Annotated in this window: 15 protein-coding genes; 8 read left to right on the top strand and 7 right to left on the bottom strand. The window is 68.2% G+C overall.

Annotation, left to right across the window (positions count from 1 at the left end; all coding sequences use genetic code 11):
• Positions 1-34 precede the first annotated feature (34 nt).
• Positions 35-2,026: a beta-galactosidase gene (locus QMG73_RS03765; protein ID WP_281892457.1), complete on the top strand. Its 1,992-nt coding sequence runs from the start codon at positions 35-37 to the stop codon at positions 2,024-2,026.
• A 127-nt stretch (positions 2,027-2,153) separates the two neighbouring features.
• A complete protein-coding gene (locus tag QMG73_RS03760; RefSeq protein ID WP_281892455.1) occupies positions 2,154-3,377 on the top strand; it encodes a chymotrypsin family serine protease in 1,224 nt (407 codons plus the stop codon).
• A 59-nt stretch (positions 3,378-3,436) separates the two neighbouring features.
• On the opposite strand, the gene QMG73_RS03755 is transcribed toward QMG73_RS03760, so the two are convergent.
• The 3 genes from QMG73_RS03755 to QMG73_RS03745 all read right to left on the bottom strand — a co-directional run bounded on the left by QMG73_RS03755 (position 3,437) and on the right by QMG73_RS03745 (position 7,778).
• Positions 3,437-5,695: a rhamnogalacturonan lyase family protein gene (locus QMG73_RS03755; protein ID WP_281892454.1), complete on the bottom strand. Its 2,259-nt coding sequence runs from the start codon at positions 5,693-5,695 to the stop codon at positions 3,437-3,439.
• 136 nt (positions 5,696-5,831) lie between these two features.
• Positions 5,832-7,256 carry an endo-1,4-beta-xylanase gene (locus QMG73_RS03750; protein WP_281892452.1) on the bottom strand — a complete coding sequence of 475 codons (1,425 nt, stop codon included), beginning with the start codon at positions 7,254-7,256 and terminating at the stop codon, positions 5,832-5,834.
• A gap of 171 nt (positions 7,257-7,427) precedes the next feature.
• On the bottom strand, positions 7,428-7,778 hold the full coding sequence (locus QMG73_RS03745) for a winged helix-turn-helix transcriptional regulator (RefSeq protein ID WP_281892451.1): 351 nt from the start codon (positions 7,776-7,778) through the stop codon (positions 7,428-7,430).
• A gap of 153 nt (positions 7,779-7,931) precedes the next feature.
• On the opposite strand from QMG73_RS03745, the gene QMG73_RS03740 reads away from it, so the two are divergent.
• The 4 genes from QMG73_RS03740 to QMG73_RS03725 all read left to right on the top strand — a co-directional run bounded on the left by QMG73_RS03740 (position 7,932) and on the right by QMG73_RS03725 (position 12,378).
• The gene (locus tag QMG73_RS03740) at positions 7,932-9,290 is read left to right on the top strand and encodes a nitrilase-related carbon-nitrogen hydrolase (RefSeq protein WP_281892450.1); all 1,359 of its coding nucleotides are present in this window, start codon (positions 7,932-7,934) and stop codon (positions 9,288-9,290) included.
• A 106-nt stretch (positions 9,291-9,396) separates the two neighbouring features.
• The gene (locus tag QMG73_RS03735; protein ID WP_281892449.1) at positions 9,397-10,206 is read left to right on the top strand and encodes an FHA domain-containing protein; all 810 of its coding nucleotides are present in this window, start codon (positions 9,397-9,399) and stop codon (positions 10,204-10,206) included.
• Positions 10,207-10,405: 199 nt separating this feature from the next.
• A complete protein-coding gene (locus QMG73_RS03730; RefSeq protein WP_281892448.1) occupies positions 10,406-10,813 on the top strand; it encodes a hypothetical protein in 408 nt (135 codons plus the stop codon).
• A gap of 77 nt (positions 10,814-10,890) precedes the next feature.
• Positions 10,891-12,378, top strand: a complete 1,488-nt coding sequence (locus QMG73_RS03725) for a glycoside hydrolase family protein (protein ID WP_281892446.1) — start codon at positions 10,891-10,893, stop codon at positions 12,376-12,378.
• Between the two features lie 29 nt (positions 12,379-12,407).
• Here the strand turns inward: QMG73_RS03725 and QMG73_RS03720 are convergent, their stop codons facing one another.
• Positions 12,408-13,037: a TetR/AcrR family transcriptional regulator gene (locus QMG73_RS03720; RefSeq protein ID WP_281892445.1), complete on the bottom strand. Its 630-nt coding sequence runs from the start codon at positions 13,035-13,037 to the stop codon at positions 12,408-12,410.
• 83 nt (positions 13,038-13,120) lie between these two features.
• Between QMG73_RS03720 and QMG73_RS03715 the strand changes: the two genes are divergently transcribed.
• Positions 13,121-14,098 (top strand): quinone oxidoreductase family protein, encoded by a 978-nt coding sequence (locus tag QMG73_RS03715; protein WP_281892444.1) that lies wholly within the window; start codon positions 13,121-13,123, stop codon positions 14,096-14,098.
• Here the strand turns inward: QMG73_RS03715 and QMG73_RS03710 are convergent.
• The gene (locus QMG73_RS03710) at positions 14,095-14,352 is read right to left on the bottom strand and encodes a hypothetical protein (protein WP_281892443.1); all 258 of its coding nucleotides are present in this window, start codon (positions 14,350-14,352) and stop codon (positions 14,095-14,097) included. The two genes, QMG73_RS03715 and QMG73_RS03710, sit on opposite strands and share 4 nt — an antisense overlap.
• Before the next feature lie 198 nt (positions 14,353-14,550).
• Between QMG73_RS03710 and QMG73_RS03705 the strand changes: the two genes are divergently transcribed.
• Positions 14,551-15,975, top strand: coding sequence for a S1 family peptidase (locus QMG73_RS03705; protein ID WP_281892441.1), 1,425 nt, complete (start codon positions 14,551-14,553; stop codon positions 15,973-15,975).
• Positions 15,976-16,098: 123 nt separating this feature from the next.
• Here the strand turns inward: QMG73_RS03705 and QMG73_RS03700 are convergent, their stop codons facing one another.
• Together QMG73_RS03700 and QMG73_RS03695 are read right to left on the bottom strand one after the other, a co-directional pair.
• The gene (locus QMG73_RS03700; RefSeq protein ID WP_281892440.1) at positions 16,099-17,262 is read right to left on the bottom strand and encodes an epoxide hydrolase family protein; all 1,164 of its coding nucleotides are present in this window, start codon (positions 17,260-17,262) and stop codon (positions 16,099-16,101) included.
• Complete coding sequence (locus QMG73_RS03695; protein WP_281892439.1) at positions 17,259-17,666, bottom strand: VOC family protein; 408 nt, start codon at positions 17,664-17,666, stop codon at positions 17,259-17,261. The genes QMG73_RS03700 and QMG73_RS03695 overlap by 4 nt, the downstream gene beginning before the upstream one ends.
• Positions 17,667-17,669: the final 3 nt, after the last annotated feature.

Raw genomic sequence — 17,669 nt, 5'->3', positions numbered from 1 at the left:
CACGTTTTGTGAGCGCTCACAGCGAGGAGCCCCGATGAACGACGCCGCCCGCACGCTGCGCCACCTCGGCAAGATCGGTTACGGCGGGGACTACAACCCCGAGCAGTGGCCCGAGCCGGTGTGGCACGAAGACGTGCGGCTGATGCGCGAGGCGGGCGTCAACCTGGTCAGCGTCGGCATCTTCGCGTGGGCGTCGATGGAGCCGGCGCCGGGCGAATACGACTTCGGCTGGCTGGACCGAGTCGTCGACATGCTGCACGACGCGGGCATCGCCGTCGACCTGGCCACCCCGACGGCAGCCCCGCCCGCGTGGTTCTTCCGGCGGCATCCCGACACCCGCCAGGTCACCCGCGAAGGGCACGCGCTCGGCGGCGGCGCGCGGCACGCGTTCTGCCCCAGCTCACCCGCCTACCGGGAGGCCGCCACGGGTATCGCCGCCCAGCTCGCGCGCCGGTACGGCGACCACCCCGCGCTGGTGCTGTGGCACGTGCACAACGAGTACGGCTGGGCCAGCACACCCTGCTACTGCGAGACCTCGGCGACGGCGTTCCGGGATTGGCTACGCCAGCGGTACGGCACGCTGGACGCGCTCAATGCGGCGTGGGGCACCACGTTCTGGGGCCAGCGGTACGGCGACTGGGAGGAGATCGACCCACCCCGCCTCGCGCCGCCCGGCGTCAACCCCGCCCAGCAACTGGACTACATGCGGTTCACCTCAGCGGAGTATCTGGCCTGCTTTCGCGCCGAGCGCGACGTGCTGCACCGGCTGGCGCCCGGCGTACCGGTCACGACGAACTTCATGGTGCCCAACTGCAAGTGGATGGACTACTGGCAGTGGGCGTCCGAAGTGGACGTCGTCTCCAACGACCACTACCTGCAGGCCGAGCGCACCGACAACCACATCGAACTGGCCATGGCCGCCGACCTCACCCGATCGGTGGCGCGCGGGCGCCCCTGGCTGCTCATGGAGCACTCCACCGGCGCGGTCAACTGGCAGCCACGCAACATCGCCAAGAGACCCGGCGAAATGCGCCGCAACAGCTTCGCGCACATCGCTCGCGGCGCCGACTCCGCGCTGTTCTTCCAGTGGCGCGCGTCGCGGTTCGGGGCCGAGAAGTTCCACTCGGCGATGCTGCCGCACGGCGGCACCGGTACCCGGATCTGGCGCGACGTGGTCCGGCTCGGCGCCGATCTGTCCAATCTGGACGAGCTGGTGGGCACGCGGGTCGTCCCGGACATCGGCATCATGTGGGACTGGGAGTCGTGGTGGGCCCTCGAACTGGAGTGGCGCCCCTCCATCGACCATGGCTACCTGGAGCGGCTGTCGGCGTACTACGAACGCGCCTGGCGGGCGCATCGCACCGTCGACTTCGTCCACCCCGACAGCGACCTGTCCGGGTACCCGATGGTGCTGGTGCCGAGCCTGTACCTGATGACGTCACGAGCGGCGGCCAACCTCGCCGGCTTCGTGCGCGACGGCGGCACGGCGGTGGTCTCGTACTTCTCCGGCATCGTGGACGAGAACGAGACGGTGCATCCGGGCGGCCACCCGGGCGCGCTGCGGGAGGTGCTCGGCCTGTCCGTGGAGGAGTTCCTGCCGCTGCGCGCCGATTCCCGGGTACGGCTCGATGGTGATGTGACCGGCGACGTGTGGACCGAACGCCTTGTACTCGCTGGGGCCGAGCCGATGCGGCGATACCTGGACGGTCCAGCCGCCGGCGAGCCCGCCGTCACCCGCCACCGTCTGGGCAGCGGCACCGCCTGGTACGTCTCCACCCGCCTGAACGGCCGCGACCTCGACGCGGTGCTCGCCGACGCCGGCCTCATTCCCGACGAAGGGGTGCCGGAGGGCGTGGAGCTGGTCCGCCGCGCCGGCGACTCCGCCAGCTACCTGATCGCGATCAACCACTCCGACCGCGACGTGGAGCTGACCGCCTCCGGCAAGGAGCTACTCACCGGCGCTCCGTGCCACGGCGTTCTGCCCCTGCCGGCTGGCGAGGTCCGCGTGCTGCGCGCCGCTTCCTGAGCTCCCGCTTCCTGAGCCCCCGACTCCTGGGCTCCCGACTCCTGAGCCCGTATGAAGAACTTGTGCGTGATCGATGAACACCCTCCTGCATGCTGCCAGTACCCCGTAGGCGATCCAGGGAGGTCTCATGCGCCGACGACTACCGCGCGCCACCGTCGCGATGATCGCGTTGGTTGGTACGACCACGACGAGCCTCGCCGTAACGTCCGAAGTGGAGGCCGCCGCCACCACCGCCGACACGCAGTTGGTGGCGGCGATGAAAGACGTACCGGAGTTCGGTGGGGCGTACGTAGGCACGGACGGCGCGCTCCACGTGTGGCTGACCAAGCCGACCGCGACCGGAGCCGGGCGGGCGCGCGCGGCGTTCGCCGGCGCGACCACGGTCGTGGTTCATCGGGCCGACTACACGTTCGCGCAGTTGAAGGGCTGGCATGACCGGCTGGCGGGCCTGCTCGGAAAGTCCGGCGTGACACTGACGGACGTCGACGACCGCAACAACCGCCTCACCGTGGGCGTCGAGGATCCCGCCGCGACCGGCAAACGCGTCAAGGCGTCGCTCGCCCTGCTCGGCATCCCGCCGGCCGCGGTCGACATCGTCACCGCCACCCCTGTCACGCCCACGCTGCGCGACCGCAACAGGCCATTGCGCGGCGGCGTCCTGATCCAGTACGCGGCGACGAACGCCACCGGGCAGTGCACGTTGGGCCTGCCCGCGATCCGCGGCGGCGTTTTCGGCTTCGTCACCAACTCACATTGCTCCTCCGTGCGGAGCAGTGTCGACAACGGCCTCTACTGGCAGTCCACTCGGGCCGCCGGCAACAGCGACCTGGTCGGCGCCGAGATGGTCGACCCGCCCTTCAAGACGGGCGGGACCTGCCCGGCCGGGGAGCGGTGCCGGCTCAGTGACACCAACTTCGTACGCGCCGACGCGGAGGTCGCGGTCGGTCGCATCGCACGGCCCGCGCTGGACTCGACCACCTGGAACGGCACGGACACGTTCCGCGTCACCAACGCGTTCGATACCACCGTCGGCAACACGGTGCAGAAGGTGGGCCAGGCGACCGGACGGACCCAGGGCACGGTGGTCAGGACGTGCGCCAGCCGCACGGTGCGGGACACCAACATCACCTTGCTCTGCCAGGACCTGGCCGACTACACGTCCGCCGACGGAGACAGCGGCGCGCCGGTATTCGAAATCACCAACTCGCCCTCCACCAACGACGTGAAGGTCGTCGGAATCCACTGGGGAAGCAGCGTCATCGACAACCGGCTCATCTCCACCTTCAGCGGATGGCGGTTCATCCTCCCGGAGCTCGGCTTCCTCAACGTCTGCGCCGTCGGCAGCTGCTGATCGGATCAACCAGGCGGCGCCGCGGTCACCACGTCGATGACCGCGGCGCCGTCGATGCCTCAGCGCACGTAGATGTCCGGCTGCGGCGGCGTGCTCATGCCGTTCCCGATGAAGTAGCTCGGGTGCGGCGGCTGGTTGTAGGCGGTGTTCTGCCAGGCGATGGCGACCCGGTACTGCGCGTCGTGCATCAGCGTGTACAGGCGACGGTCGGTCTGGGTCGGCGTGCTGTAGACGCGGATCGCGGTCGAGTCGCTCAGCCGCCAGATGACCTCTTCGCGCCAGTCGCCCAGGATGTCACCGGACAGGCCGGGCGTGGCCTTGGTGCCGTTGTTGGAGGCCACCCCTGCGCCGGTCAGCAGGCGGGTGTCGCCACTCGTGCCGTACTTGTCGACGTGAGTGTCGTCCAGCAGCTCCCGCAGCGGGTCGCCGTCCCACCAGAGGAGGAAGTTCTGCGAGCCGGGCTTGCGGCCGAGGGCTCCCCCGGTCGCGCTGGTCATGGTGGACACCGCGTTGGACCAGGCCTCGGCACCGGCACTGCCGGCGTACACGTCCGCGGCGACCGCCCGGCCGTTGTCGCAGCCGCAGGAGGCGTGCGACCAGATGGTGGCGCCGGTGCGGCCGTCGAGCATCGCGTCGGCTGGCTGGGAGGTGCTCTCCGACGGGCGGAAGACCTCGATACCGGCGCGGGACGGGATGAGGTCACCGACGTGCAGGGCGTCGCCGTGGCCGTAGCCGGTACGCCACATCAGCGTCCCGTTGTCGTTGAGGGCAGCCGCGCCGTAGATGATCTCGTCTCGGCCGTCGGCGTCGGTGTCGGCGACCGACAGGTTGTGGTTGCCCTGCCCGTACAGGCCCACGTTGCTGTTGCCGGAGTCGTACACCCAGCGCTGGGTCAGCGTGCCGTTGCGGAAGTCCCAGGCGGCGACGACCGCGCGCGTGTAGTAGCCGCGCGCCATGATCAGGCTTGGCCGCTGGCCGTCCAGGTAGGCGGTGCCGGCCAGGAACCGGTCGACCCGGTTGCCGTAGGTGTCACCCCAGTTGCCGACCGTGCCGCGGGCCGGCACATAGTTGACTGTGGACAGAGCCCGGCCGGTCTCGCCGCTGAACATCGTCAGGAACTCGGGGCCAGACAACACGTAGCCGGACGAGTTGCGGTAGTCGGCTGAGGACGACCCGATGAGCACGCCGGCACCGTCCACAGTGCCGTCCGCCGTCTTCATGGCGACCTCGGCCTTGCCGTCACCGTCGTAGTCGTACACCTGGAACTGGGTGTAGTGCGCGCCCGACCGGATGTTCCGTCCCAGGTCGATGCGCCACAGCCGGGTTCCACCCAGCCGGTACGCGTCGATGTAGGTGTTGCCGGTGTAGCCGGACTGCGAGTTGTCCTTGGCGTTCGACGGGTACCACTTCACGAAGATCTCGTACTGGCCGTCGCCGTCCACGTCACCCACCGACAGGTCGTCCGCCCGGTAGGTGAACGCCTCGCCGGCCGGCGTGGTGCCGCCGGGCGGGATCTGCATCCGGACGTCGAGGTACCCGTTGGCGAACGACAGCGACGCCGGCGAGTCCGCCTGCTCCGCGCCGTTGACCACGGCCCGGACGGTGTACGCCACACCCGCCGCAGCACCGGAGTCGAGGTAATTCGTGGAGTTGGTGATCGGGGTCGAGTTCACCTTGGTGCCGGCCCGGTACACGTTGAAGCCGGTCGACGCGGCCTCGGTGCCGAGCAGCCGCCAGGAGACGAGGTTCGCGTTGCCGGAGCGGACACTGATCACACCGCGGTTCAGGTCCTCCATCTGCTTGCCGGTGCCGGATGGCGGCGGCGAGGTCGGTGGCGGCGTGGTGGGCGGCGGTGTCGTCGGGCCGCTCGTGGGCGGTGTGGTGGGTGGCGTCGTCGGCGGTGCCGTGGTGGGTGTCGCGTCGCCGGTGCACGCCGTGCCGTTGAGGCCGAAGGCGGCCGGGGTCGCGGCCGTACCGGTGCCGTTGAAGCCGAGGTTGGTGGTCGCGTTGGTGCCGAGGGCGGCGTTCCAGCCGGCGTCGCGGACGGTCACGTTCGCGCCGGACTGGGTGGCGACCCCGTTCCAGAGCTGGGAGATGGCCTGGCCGCTCGGGAAGGCGAAGGTGAGGGTCCAGCCGTTGATCGGGTCGCCCAGGTTGGTGATGTCGACCGAGGCGCCGAAGCCGCCCGGCCACGTGTTGGTGACGGTGTAGGTGACCGAGCAGCCCGCGGCGGCGTCGGCGCGCGTGGCGACCGCGACGCCCGCGCCGGCTGCGGCGACCGCGACGGCCGCAGCAGTGATCTTCCTGCGGCTTGACATGTATCGGGACAAACCTGCGGCCCTCCGCGAGCTGACGATCTTTCAAGATCGCCGAATCGTAGCATCGCCATAGACCGATGTCTCTGTCTCGGCTACTCGTCGTGCAGGATGCGAACGAGATACCGAAAAAGCGTTGTCAGGAGGCGGTGCACACCGGGGACAGGTTTCCCGCCGCCCCGGTGCCCTGGAAGCCGAACTCGGTGGACTGGCCGGCGTTCAGGCGCCCGTTGTAGCTGACGTTGCCGAACTGCACGGCGCCGCTGCTGCCGCTACGGTTGGCGTTCCAGGCATTGGTCACCGCGGCCCCGGACGGCAGGGTGAGCTGGACGCTCCACCCGTTGATCGGCGCGCTGCCGGCGGTGACCTTCACGGTGGCGACGAAACCGCCGGTCCAGGAGTTCAACGAGACCGTGGCCGAGCAGCCGGGAGTCGGGTTCGGCGGCGTGGTCGGCGGGACGGACGGCGTCACCGGCGGGGTTGTCGGTGGAGTCGTCGGTGGGGTCGTCGTGCTGGCCGGCGAGGTCGGGTTGACCGGGACGCGGCCCTTGTTCAGCTCGTCGAGAACGGCGGTGTAGGCGGCCTTCTTCTGGTAGTTTCCGCTGCCGCCGGTGAACAGCAGGCCCCTCTCCGAGGAGCGCCACGACTCGCTGTCGGCGATGCCCCAGACGGTGATGCCGGTGCATTTCGCGACGTTCAGGCAGGCCCGCACGACCTTGCGGTAGTTCTCCGCTTGGCCGGCACCGATGTCGTTGTTGCTCAGGTCGTCGTCGATGTCCAATTCGGTGATGTGCACCTCGACGCCGAGGTCGGCGAAGCGCTGGATGTTGGCCTGCAGGTCGTTGGTGATGATGCTGTTCGGGTTGTCGTTGAAGTGCGCCTGGAACCCGACGCAGTCGATGTACTGCCGGTAGTTGCGGACGATGTCGTACAGGGCGTTGGCCTTGCGGTTCGGGGTGCCGCCCTGGACCGTCAGGCCCTCGACGTCATAATCGTTGATGCAAAGCTTGGTGGTCAGCCCGCCGGCCTGCACGACCTGCTTGGCTCGGATGAACGAGTCCCGGATGACGTCGGTGTCGCCGGTGTCGAAGAAGTCACCATCACCGTTCGCGTCCCGGTTCAGGGTGTGCGGCCACTGGGTGCGGCGACTGCCGGTGTTGTTGTCGCCGAGCGCCTCGTTGACCACGTCCCAGTACGCGATCCTGTTACCCCAGCGGTTCAGGGCGTTGCCGATGAAGGTGTTCAGCGTCGCCTGGCTGGCACCCTGCAGCGCGCCGGCCTGCGAATGCCACACCATGGTGTGACCGCGGACCAGCATGTTGTTGCTCTGGGCGTAGTTGACCAGGGTGTCCGCGTTGCCGGTGTTTTGCAGCGCCCCACTCGACGTGGCGATCGTCGCCGGCTTCATGTCGTTTTCGGGCGTCAGCTGGTTGAACTCCTGACCGACGATCGAGGTGAGCCGGCCGGGTGAGGCGGCGACGCCGAAGAACAGCCCGGCGTTGGCGGCCGCGGCCCGCAGCGTAGTCTCGGCCGCGGCGGCCGAACCGATGGACTGGACCGTCACAGCGCCGCCTACCAGCAACAACGCCGCCGTCGGCAGAGCTATCCGAGCAACCCTCTTACGCTGTTTCAGGCCGCTGTCCACGGGATCTCCTCGGGCTCGACGATGTGGTGAGTATCGATACCCGTCAGCCGCCGTGTCAACAGTTTCCGGAAACCTTCCGGAAGGTCGTGGTTACCTCACCTTGGCGGCGCCTGTACGTCGCATCCGTTCGGTGCCCCAGTCGCCCAGCGGCGCGAGCGCGGTGTTGAGCGCGACGCCGTCTTCCGTCAGCGAGTACTCGACCTTCGGCGGCACCTCCCGATACACCTCGCGGTGCACCAGGCCATCCTCCTCCATCTCCCGCAGGTGCTGGATGAGCATTTTCTCGCTCACGCCCGGCAGACCGCGCCGAAGCTCGGCGAACCGGCGGGTCCCGTGGTGGTGCAGCTCCCACAGGATCAGCACCTTCCACTTGCCAGAGACGACGTCCATGGCCGCATCGATGCCGCAGAAGTAAGGGCCCTGCCGTGCCGTCGTCGCCACCCGCGCCTCCGACCACTTACCAAGAGGTGAGTACCCGACCAAACTGTCGGTACTGTTCAACCCTACCGGCAGCTCAGCCGGGTTGGCTGGGTCGAGGTTGATGTGAACGGTGCGATGATCGGGCAGGTCACCGCGTCTGTGGCGGTTACGGTGATGTCCGGTTGGCTGTATCGCCGGGGTTCAGGGCTGCGGCCGGTGGCCGTTGCGGTGTGGTTGGCGCCGCTTCCGCTGCTCGTACTCGCGCCGAGGGTGCCGTGGTTCGCGGCGGTCAGTGTGGCCGCTGGTGCCTGGCTCATCGGCCAGTTTGGGCTCTGGTCGTACTACACCCGCGACGTGAGACAGCCCCGTCTGCTGGTCGTGGCACAGTTCGTCGGAGGCTCTGCGGGAGTCGGGGTCGTCGTGGGGCTTGCGCGAGCGCACCTGGTCGACGGTCACGTGGCGTTGGCCGCGCTGGCTCCGCCCGTGGCGTGGGCGGCGATGGAGTTCCTCGTGGCACTGAGATCGCCGCACGGTGCGTGGTGGAGCATCGCCTACACGCAGGCGGACGCTCCGGCCATCACAGGGGTGGCGTCGTTGACCGGAGTCTGGGGCATTACAGCGTTACTCGCGCTACCGGCCAGTGTCGCCGCCGCGGTGACCGCGCCAGCCGGTACGGACGGCGAGCGGCTGCTCGTGCTCCTGGCCGCCGCAGCGGTGGTCGCCACGCTCGTGGGCTATGCCGTCGGGCGCCGCCAACGAGCCGTACTCGATGAGCCGGTGCACGTTGGCCTGACCGCAGTTGAGCAGCCCGGTGGCCCGGTGCCGATCCACACGCCGGAGGGCGCGGACCTGGTATCGCGGTATGTGGAGCGGGTGGGGCAGCTAGCGGGCCGGGGAGCCGGCATCATCGTGTTGCCCGAGGCGACGTTCACCGTTGACGAAGCTCAGATGCTTGAGCAGCTGCGGCCATTTGCGCGCGCGGCGGTCGAGTTGGGCGTGGAGATCGTGGTCGGCGTCGCCCGCCAAGGTGAGACCGGGGCGGCCAATGTCGCGGTAGTGTTCGACGCCGCGAGCGACCCGCCAAGCCAGTACCAGAAGCATCACCTGGTGCCGGGATTGGAGGCCGCCTACCAACCAGGTCGCGACTTGCTGTACCTGCCCAGTGACCCGCGCGTAGGTGTCCTCATCTGCAAGGACCTCGACTTTCCACGGCTCGCTCGCGCATACCGGCGCGGCGGTGTGCGAATGCTGCTGGCTCCAGCGTGGGACTTTGGCCGTGATGGGTGGCTGCACAGCCGCATGGCGGTGGTGCGAGGGGTGGAGTCCGGCGTCGCGGTTGCCCGCGTTGCCCGCACCGGCCGAGCCACGGTCAGCGACGCGTTCGGCCGCATCGTCGTCGAGGCCGATACCCGCGAGGGCGGAACCGTTGACGCCACTGTCCCGCTGGCCGCGACTTCCACCCCCTACAGTCGACTCGGAGACTGGTTCGGCTGGTGCTGCGTGGCAGCCACGGCTCTGATCGCCGTGGCGTAAAGCTGGTTCTGGGGCTCTTCGAAACGCGTCGCACGCTGGGCAGGTAGGCAATCTCCCGTGTCGGGCCCTACCCTCGACGGAAGTCGGAACGATGGGTTGGGGACGAATGCCTGAGCTGGCCATGGTCGAAGTGCGAGCGGGGTCGTGGCACGAGCCGACGACGGTGCTGTTGAAGGATCCGGTCAGCGACCGCTACCTGCCGCTGACCGCCACCGCGCCAGGTGCGCCCCACCAGGCCAAGGCTGGGGTGAGCGCTGCCCTGGTGCGTGACCTTCTGGACGCAGTGGGTGCGCCGGCCCGATACGTGGAGATTGGCGAGGCGGCGGCCGGCGCTGAGCGGGTGGTTCTGGTCGTCGGAGACGGCGTGCGGGTGCCAGCGACACTGGTGGAGGCGGTGTCATTCGCGCAAGAGGCTGGGTTGCCGTTCCGCTGCGCCGACAGCGTGTTCGCCGCGGAGAGTGTGGCGGCCGAAGCGGTGCAGGGCCTCAATGCCCGGCGCAATCTCGCCGACCCGGCGCCCACTTCGGCGTACCGGTTGGTCGACCTCGACGAGACGACGCTGCTGGAAGCGATCCACATAGGCCCGGTCGAAGATGGTGCCGCGCTGCCGGTGCAACCATCTGCCGGTGCCGCGATCCTGCAGATCCGCGAGGGTCCGGGGGCGGGCGCGGTGTTCGTGCTCGACGCCGACATGGTCACCTGCGGGCGCGACTTCGCCAACGAGATCGTGCTCGACGGTGCGACCGTATCGCGCAAGCACGCCGACTTTCACCGTCAAGGCGCCGGATACACCGTGTCCGATCTGGACAGTCTCAACGGCACGTACGTCAACGGAGAGCGGGTCAAAACCGCCGTGCTGACAACGGGCGACGAGATCCGCATCGGGCGCTACAAGCTCACCTTCGCGACCAGGTGACGTGTCCCCACGATCCACCGCGACCCTGGCGATGAACGCATCGAGCGCCCCGAAAAGCGATTCCACAACGCTGAAAATAATGAACGTGAAAGCGGTATTAATTCACGCTGCTTTTTAACATGAGAAGGCATACTCAAGATTCTTTCAAGAGATCGAGTATCCGCGCCACATCGCTCGTGGGACGCGACATCATCCAGCGATGAGAATGCGCAAGCTGTTGGTAGCGCTCGTCGCGTCGACGATCGGGCTCGCCGGGTCGTTCGCGGTGTCGAGTCCCGCCCAGGCCGCCACCAAGTACACGATGCACACCGACGACAGCGATCCCGGCGGTCGGGTCGAGTTCTGGCCGAACGGCGACATCGTCCGGCTCTGCGACATCGAGGCTGACGGCTGGGGCGTCGAGCTGACCGTCCTGGTCCTCGCCGACTGGGAGGTATACCACCTGTCGGTCGGGGGCAACGGCAACTGCAAGGAGGTCCGAGCCTCCACGGGCCCGCTGTACGACATGGTCGAGGGCAGCACGGTCGAGTTCTACATCAACCTGTACAAGACGGGTGTGTGCTCGACCTGCCACGAAGACTTCTCAAGCTGGAGAAACGACAACTAATGCCCGCGTCAGCGAAATGACAGCGGCACCCCGTTAGATGGCATCTGCATATGCCATCACGGGGAAGGACCCGCATCGTGAGACCTAATAGGACTGTCGCTGTCCTGCCTGGCCGGCCACGCACCCGCCGGCGGAGACGGCTCGCACTGCTGGCAACGCTTCTGCTCACCGGATACGTCGGGTCGACGGCCGGCATCGCGGCCGCCGACGTGTCCGGCGCGCTGCCCACTGACGCGTATCGTTCGCATCCCAGCGGGCTGATCAGCCGGAATGTGTACGACTACGCCCCGTCGGTGATGGCGGACGGCCCGTACCGGATGTGGTGGTGCAGCCAACTCACGGGCGGGACCGTCCCCGGCGATGACATCCTGTACGCCGAATCCACCTCACCCGGCGGACCCTTCCGGGCGCCCGGCGGAGGCCAGCCGTGGCGGGTCTTCGACGGCACGGCGAGCGGCTGGGATCAGCACACGTGTGACCCGTCTGTGGTGCGGGTCGACGGCGCTTACTACATGTACTACGGCGGTTCCCGGGACGGTTCGCCGGCCCTGACACAGATCGGCGTGGCCACCAGCACCGACGGAATCCAATGGCGCCGGCTCAACCAGGGACAGCCCATCATCGGCCCCGCCTTCGAGGTCGACCGAGCCAACCGGTACGGCGCCGGCCAGCCCAGCGTCGTCCACCTGGATGGCTTGTTCTACCTGCTTTTCACCGACACCACCGCCAGCGGCGCGCTGGACAACGGTGCCGGGCAGTTCGCCTGGCGCTCCGCCGACCCCACCTTCCAAAGTGGCGTCGACGTGTTCACCGCGACCGGCTGGCAACCACGAACCGCCGACAATGACCGCAGCTTCTCGGTACTCAACGGCTTCTCCGTCGACTGGCAGTACTCCGACGTACTGCGGGCGTTCATCGTCGCCAGCAACGGCCCGAACTCGACCGGCTCGGTTCTGGAATTCCTGGACCGCGACGACCTGCGCGTCCACCCGTACCCCAACGGACTGCTGCGCGGCACCTATACCGAAGGCCCCGCCCTCATCTCCAAACCCGACAAACACGCGGCCGTCACCTCGCAGGGTGAATGCGGCCGGATCCCCATCGACGTCATCCAGTCCACCGCCAACGAACCACCGCACACCCTGGGCCACTTCGGCTTCGACCTGCTCACCGGCAGCACCTGCGGTCAGCTGACCAACTCTCAGGTAGCCGCCCTGTTCAATGGCTACGGAATCGAAAGCCCCGGCCTGCCCGCCACATACATCACCGGCGGCCAACGCCTACAGATACAGCAACTCGGCGTCTACACCGCCCTGACCGGCAACCGGGTGAACGTCTCGTCGCAAACATTCCACCAAATCCCGTACGGCGCCTCCCTGCACACCGGCGTACCGGCCATCACCGCCGCCGGCAGACCGGCCGGCTACGTTCTCGACGACGGTCGGCTCTGGCCCGTGGCCGACAACCGACTGATCACCGCCAATGGCTCATCCACAACCACCGTCAGCATCGGAAGATACGACAGCTACCCCAAGGGGCCGACGCTTCGACCCGCCCGGCCGTAAGACCCCCCGGCCGCCGGCCATTGTGGACCTCACTCGGGCAACAGGCCGGTCACCAGGTCGCGCAACGTCCGGTCGAGGCGGTTTCCGTCGCCACGCTGCAGTGCGTTCAGGATTGGTTCGCTGTGCAGCGTGGCGAGCAGGACGTGGGCGAGCATGTCGGCGTCGAGGTCCTGCCGTTGCTGGTAAACCAGTTGGCTGATGTGGCCGTGCCACGATTTGTATACCGGATGCGCTTCGCGCGGCTCCTGTTCCGGCACGGTGGTGACGGAGGCGGAGGCGGTGGTGACGGGCGCGGTGGTGACGGGCGCCGCGGGGCCGAGGGCGGCGAGCAGGCCCTTGTTGCGGGCGACCAGGTCGACCACCGCGGTGAGGAAGGCCAGCAGTCGTACGCGGGGCGGGGCGCCTTGGCCCAGCGGCGGCGGACCGGCGGTGATCGCGGACTCCAGGTCTTGCGCGCGTTCCTGCATGAGCGCGCGCATGAGCCCGTACCGGCTGCCGAAGCGGTGGAACACCGTTCCCTTGCCGACGCCGGCCGCCGCGGCTATCTGTTCCATCGAGATCTGCTGCGGGTGATATCGGGTCAGCAACTCCTCGGTGGCGCGCAGGATGGCCGTGCGGTTGCGGACCGCGTCGGCGCGGAGTCGTTCGGGTTCGGTCATCACACACCTCGACAACTGGACCGCCGGTCCAGTAGCGTCCTGTCGGAAGTTGACTACCGGTCCAGTCTAGGTGTGGGGTGGCCATGCGACGCGTCCGCTATTACGAGTACGGCGGGCCTGAGGTGCTGACCGTCGAAGACGTCGACCAGCCCGTTCCGCGGGCGGGTCAGGTACTGCTGCGAGCCGAGGCGATCGGCGTCAACTTCGTCGACACCCGGTTCCGCCGGGGACCGGGCAGCGGCAGCATCTTCCAGCGCCCCCTGCCCGGTCGGCCGACCGGGGACGTCGTCGGCACGGTCGCCCGGACCGGCCCTGGTGTCGACCCGCAGCTGGTGGGCCGGCGGGTCGCCGCGCTTGCCGAGGACGCGTACGCGGACTATGTCGTCGCCGACGCGTCCTGGCTCGCCGCCGTCTCCGACCACCTCGACTCCGGTGACGCCACCATGCTCGCCATGAGCGGCCCCGTCGCCCTACGGATCCTTCGCGCCGCTCGGCTGAGCTCGGGCGACACCGTCCTGGTCCATGCCGCCGCTGGCGGCATCGGGCACCTCGCCGTGCAACTCGCCAAGCTCTTCGGTGCCGGCACCGTCATCGGTACGGCCCGATCGTCACGCAAGCTCGACTTTGTCCGGAGCGTCGGTGCCGACGTCGCCATCGATTACACACAAGCCGACTGGCCCGACCAGGTCCGCGCAGCCGCCCCGGACGGTGTCGACGTCGTCCTCGACGCGGTCGGTGGACCGGTCCTGCGATCCAGCCTCGACCTGCTGGCGCCCTTCGGCCGCGCCGTCGTCTACGGCGCCGCGACCGGAGAACTGGAACAGATCCCCGTCGCCAAGCTGTTCGCGCTGCGATCTGTCACCGGCTTCAACCTCACCGCCTGGCGCCGCGCCGACCCGGACCAGGCACGCCGCGAGACAGCCGAGCTCGCCGATCTGTTCGAGGCGGGCCAGCTGCGCACCACCGTGCACGCGAGCCTCCCACTCACCCAGGCCGCAGCCGCACACGAACTCATCGAGACTCGCTCTCACACCGGCCGTATCCTGCTGATCCCGGCTTAGCCCACCAATCGGCCGGATTGCGCCTCGCGTGCCGCACGGCGTCGACGCTGTGCACGCACCCACAGCCCTATCAGCACGGCGGAAACCACTCCTGGTCCACAGTGGACGAGCAGCACGCCGGCCAAGCTGGGACCACCCCAATCCAACCGATAGGTGGCCGGATCTGTCATGTCGATGACGAACGGCTCGGCGACAGCCCGAACGATCAGGTACAGACCAAGCAGCAACCCAACACCCATGGCGATCCTCTTCACTCGCAGGACGGTAGAAGAAGATGGTCAGGCGGCACGTCACTCCGAGGTACGGTCCCACACCCGTACCCAGGTATGACTCGCGAAGCCGCGCGCCGGTGATGGCCGGGCGATACCCGGGTGATGTTTCCGTCCGCCAGGCTCGTGGTCGTCGGTGGCCGCGGCAGGCGCGGCCGCCTCTTTTGTACGGGAGCATCTCGCGTGAAGACACGCATCTACCGGAGGATGGGCCGGGCCGTGTGCCTGAGCCTGCTCGCCTCCGCGGCGCTGGTCTGGGTCGACCCGCCCGCTGGACTCGCCGCCGTCACGACCGCCCAGCCAGCGACCGATACCCAGGTCGCCGTCATCACGGTCGACCCGACCGACGGCCTCGACCAGCTCCCAGCCGACCTGGCGACGGCTTTGGACAAAGCCGAAGTCCGCGCCGACGAGGACCCGGAGAACCTGGCGCCCCCATACGTCGCGCGCGCCACCGGCCGGATCGTCGCGCCGGTCGTCTCGACCGCCGACAGCACAAAGGTGGCGTACGCCGCCGGCACGATCGCGGTCGACCTCAGCACGCTGCCCGACGAAGGCACCGACGACGCGACCGCGCCCGGCACGACCGAGGGCAAGGAAGAAGAGGCCGCGACGGCCTCCGCCGCGCCGCAGACCACGGCGGCGGAGGCGACCTTCCCCCGGTTCTACTACCCGAGTACGCCGGTCGTGAAATACAGCAACAGCGCATTGAGCGCGGTCAAGGACGACGTGCTGACCAGCGACGTGCCCGGGGTGGAGAACATTTGGGCGACGTTCATCGACGCCGAGACCAATCGTGTACTGGTCAAAGCCTCCACCGTCACCGAGGAGCTGCGCACCGCCCTGGCCAGCCGGTACGCCGCCGACGAGCTCGCGCTGCTGCTGACCGATGAGCAGCAGCCGACGTTGCTGAGCCGCCAGTCCGACTCGTCACCGTTCTGGGGCGGCTCGCGCGCGACCACCTCGACCGGAGGCACCACCCGCTGGCACTGCACGATCGGCTTCCCGTGGAGATACAACGGCGCCGACTACTTCATCACCGCCGGACACTGCACCGGGCTGAACACCTACACCTGGATGCCCCGCTACAACACCGACATCGTAGGGGTGGTCCGCGAAGACGGTTGGAAGAACGACACCGGCTCGGTCAAAATCGACGGCCAGTCGTACTACACCGGCGACGTCTCGCTGGTCCAGCTGTTCTATCCGTACGCGTCTGGTTACAGCGTCTACGTCGGCGGCGCCGCTTCCAACACGTCGAGGACAATCAACGGGGTCGCGAGCAAGTCACCCAAGAAGGGCGACAAGGCGTGCTCCGGCGGCAGCGTGACCGGTGAGCTGTGCGGCTGGAAGGTCGCCGACGGCAGCACCAATGTGCGATACGTCGGCGGCACGCTGGGACGCAACCTGGCGTACGCGAAGAAGACCGGAACCTGCGCCGCCGAGGGCGACTCGGGCGGCCCGATCTACTCGATCCGGTCCGACGGCAGGGTCACCGCGCGCGGCATCCTCAGCGGCGGCGGGAAGTACAACTCCACATGCACCCTGTTCTTCAGCGATATCCGGGTTGCCGAGAAGTCCTTCCCCGGAGCCGTCAAGCACATCTGACTTGCCGGTCAGGTTCAGGATCGGGCTTGAGCTACCGCGGCGTCCGCCGCGCGCGTCGCGGTAGGTCACGTCTCTCTTTGTTTGGATCTATTTAGGGTGCCGGCGTGGCCCGGAGCGGAATCTTCATTCCCGCATGTGGTCGCCGAAGAAGGCGCGGATGTCGCGGGTGAGGAGCTCGGGTGCCTGGTGAGCGGCGTAGTGGCCGCCTTCGTCGTATGTGTTCCAGGACACGACGTTGGCATGGTCGCGGTCGGCGCACGCTCTGATCGGGTGGATGTCGTGGCGAAACTGGGCCAGCCCGATCGGCAGTGTCGTCGGGCTGGCGACCGGTGCTTGCCGGTGGTGCTCGGCGTAAATGCGCAAAGCGGATGTGGCAGTGCCGGTTAGCCAGTAGATGCTGATGTGGGTGAGCAGCGTCTCGGGATCGAGGTCGTCCATGGCCCGGCTGTTCCACGCGAGCAAACCGATCGGCGAGTCAGTGAGGGCGAATCCGAGGGTATGGGGTTGCTGAGCGTGGACGTAAGCGTAGGAGCCGGCGGTTCGTTGAACCGTGCGGAGCCCGTCGAGTGCCATCCGGTCTTCGGGGGTGAGTTGGCCGAGGTCCGGCTCGACGCTGGGCGGGTATGACAGCCACTCGCCGTCAGGAAAGGAGAACAGCTGCGTCACGTGCGCGCCGACGACGGCGTCGGGAGCCACCCGGCCGAGTTCGGGTGAGATGTGCGCTCCCCAGTCGTTGCCGACCGCGCCGTAGCGGCGGTAGCCGAGGCGGTCCATGAGGGTCGCCCACGCGCGGGCGATTCGCCGCGGTCCCCATCCGGTGTCGGGGGTCGGACCGGACCAGGCGAAGCCGGGCAGTGAAGGGATTACCAGGTCGAAGGCGATCGCGGGATCGAGGCCGTGCTTTCCCGGCTCGCTCAGCGGCCCGAGCACATCCAGGAACTCGACGACGGATCCGGGCCAGCCGTGGCTGAGGATCAAGGGCAACGCATGCCGCTCGGTCGAGCGGACGTGGAGGAAGTGCACATTGGTTCCGTCGATCGTCGTGGTGTATTGGGCGTACCGATTGAGCCTTTCTTCCCACCGCCGCCAGTCGTACCCGGTTGCCCAGTACTCAACGAGCTCTCGCATCCGGGTGCGGGAGACGCCGTACGACTCACCTCCACCGACCGGCTCGGGCGCCCAGCGTGCCTTCACCAACCGGTCACGGAGGTCGGCAAGGTCGCTATCGGGCACCAGGATCGTGAACGGAACAATGTCGTCGCGTCGTTGCATGCCCAGATCGGTCACGTCGCGCTGTTCTCGGGCTGGTCACCGTCGAGTACCTGGGCCACCTCCCACACGTTGCCCGCCGGATCCGCGAACGCGGCCGTGCGGCGGCCCCAGGGGCGGTCGACGGGTCCGTTGAGCAGTTCTACGCCGTGGCGTTTCAGGTCTGCGCAGACGGCGTCGACGTCGGCCACCCGTATCGTGAACAACGCGTGCACACCCGCCGTGCTCTTTGCCACAGTGGACGGTTCGACCAGCTCGGGTGCTCGCTCGCGTTGCAGCAGATTGAGCATCAGTGGCCCGAGCTTGACGAGCAAGGACGCGTCGTCCTGGTAGACGACCTCCAGGCCGAAGACACCGGTGTAGAAGTGCCCGGTCGATGCCAGATCGTCTACGAACAAGGTGACGACCTCGATTTCGTTCAACGC

The organism is Phytohabitans aurantiacus (genome assembly GCF_027923225.1).
Lineage (GTDB): Bacteria > Actinomycetota > Actinomycetes > Mycobacteriales > Micromonosporaceae > Phytohabitans > Phytohabitans aurantiacus.
The sequence above is the reverse complement of the archived record's forward strand: the minus strand, read 5'-3'. Positions and strand labels throughout refer to the sequence as shown.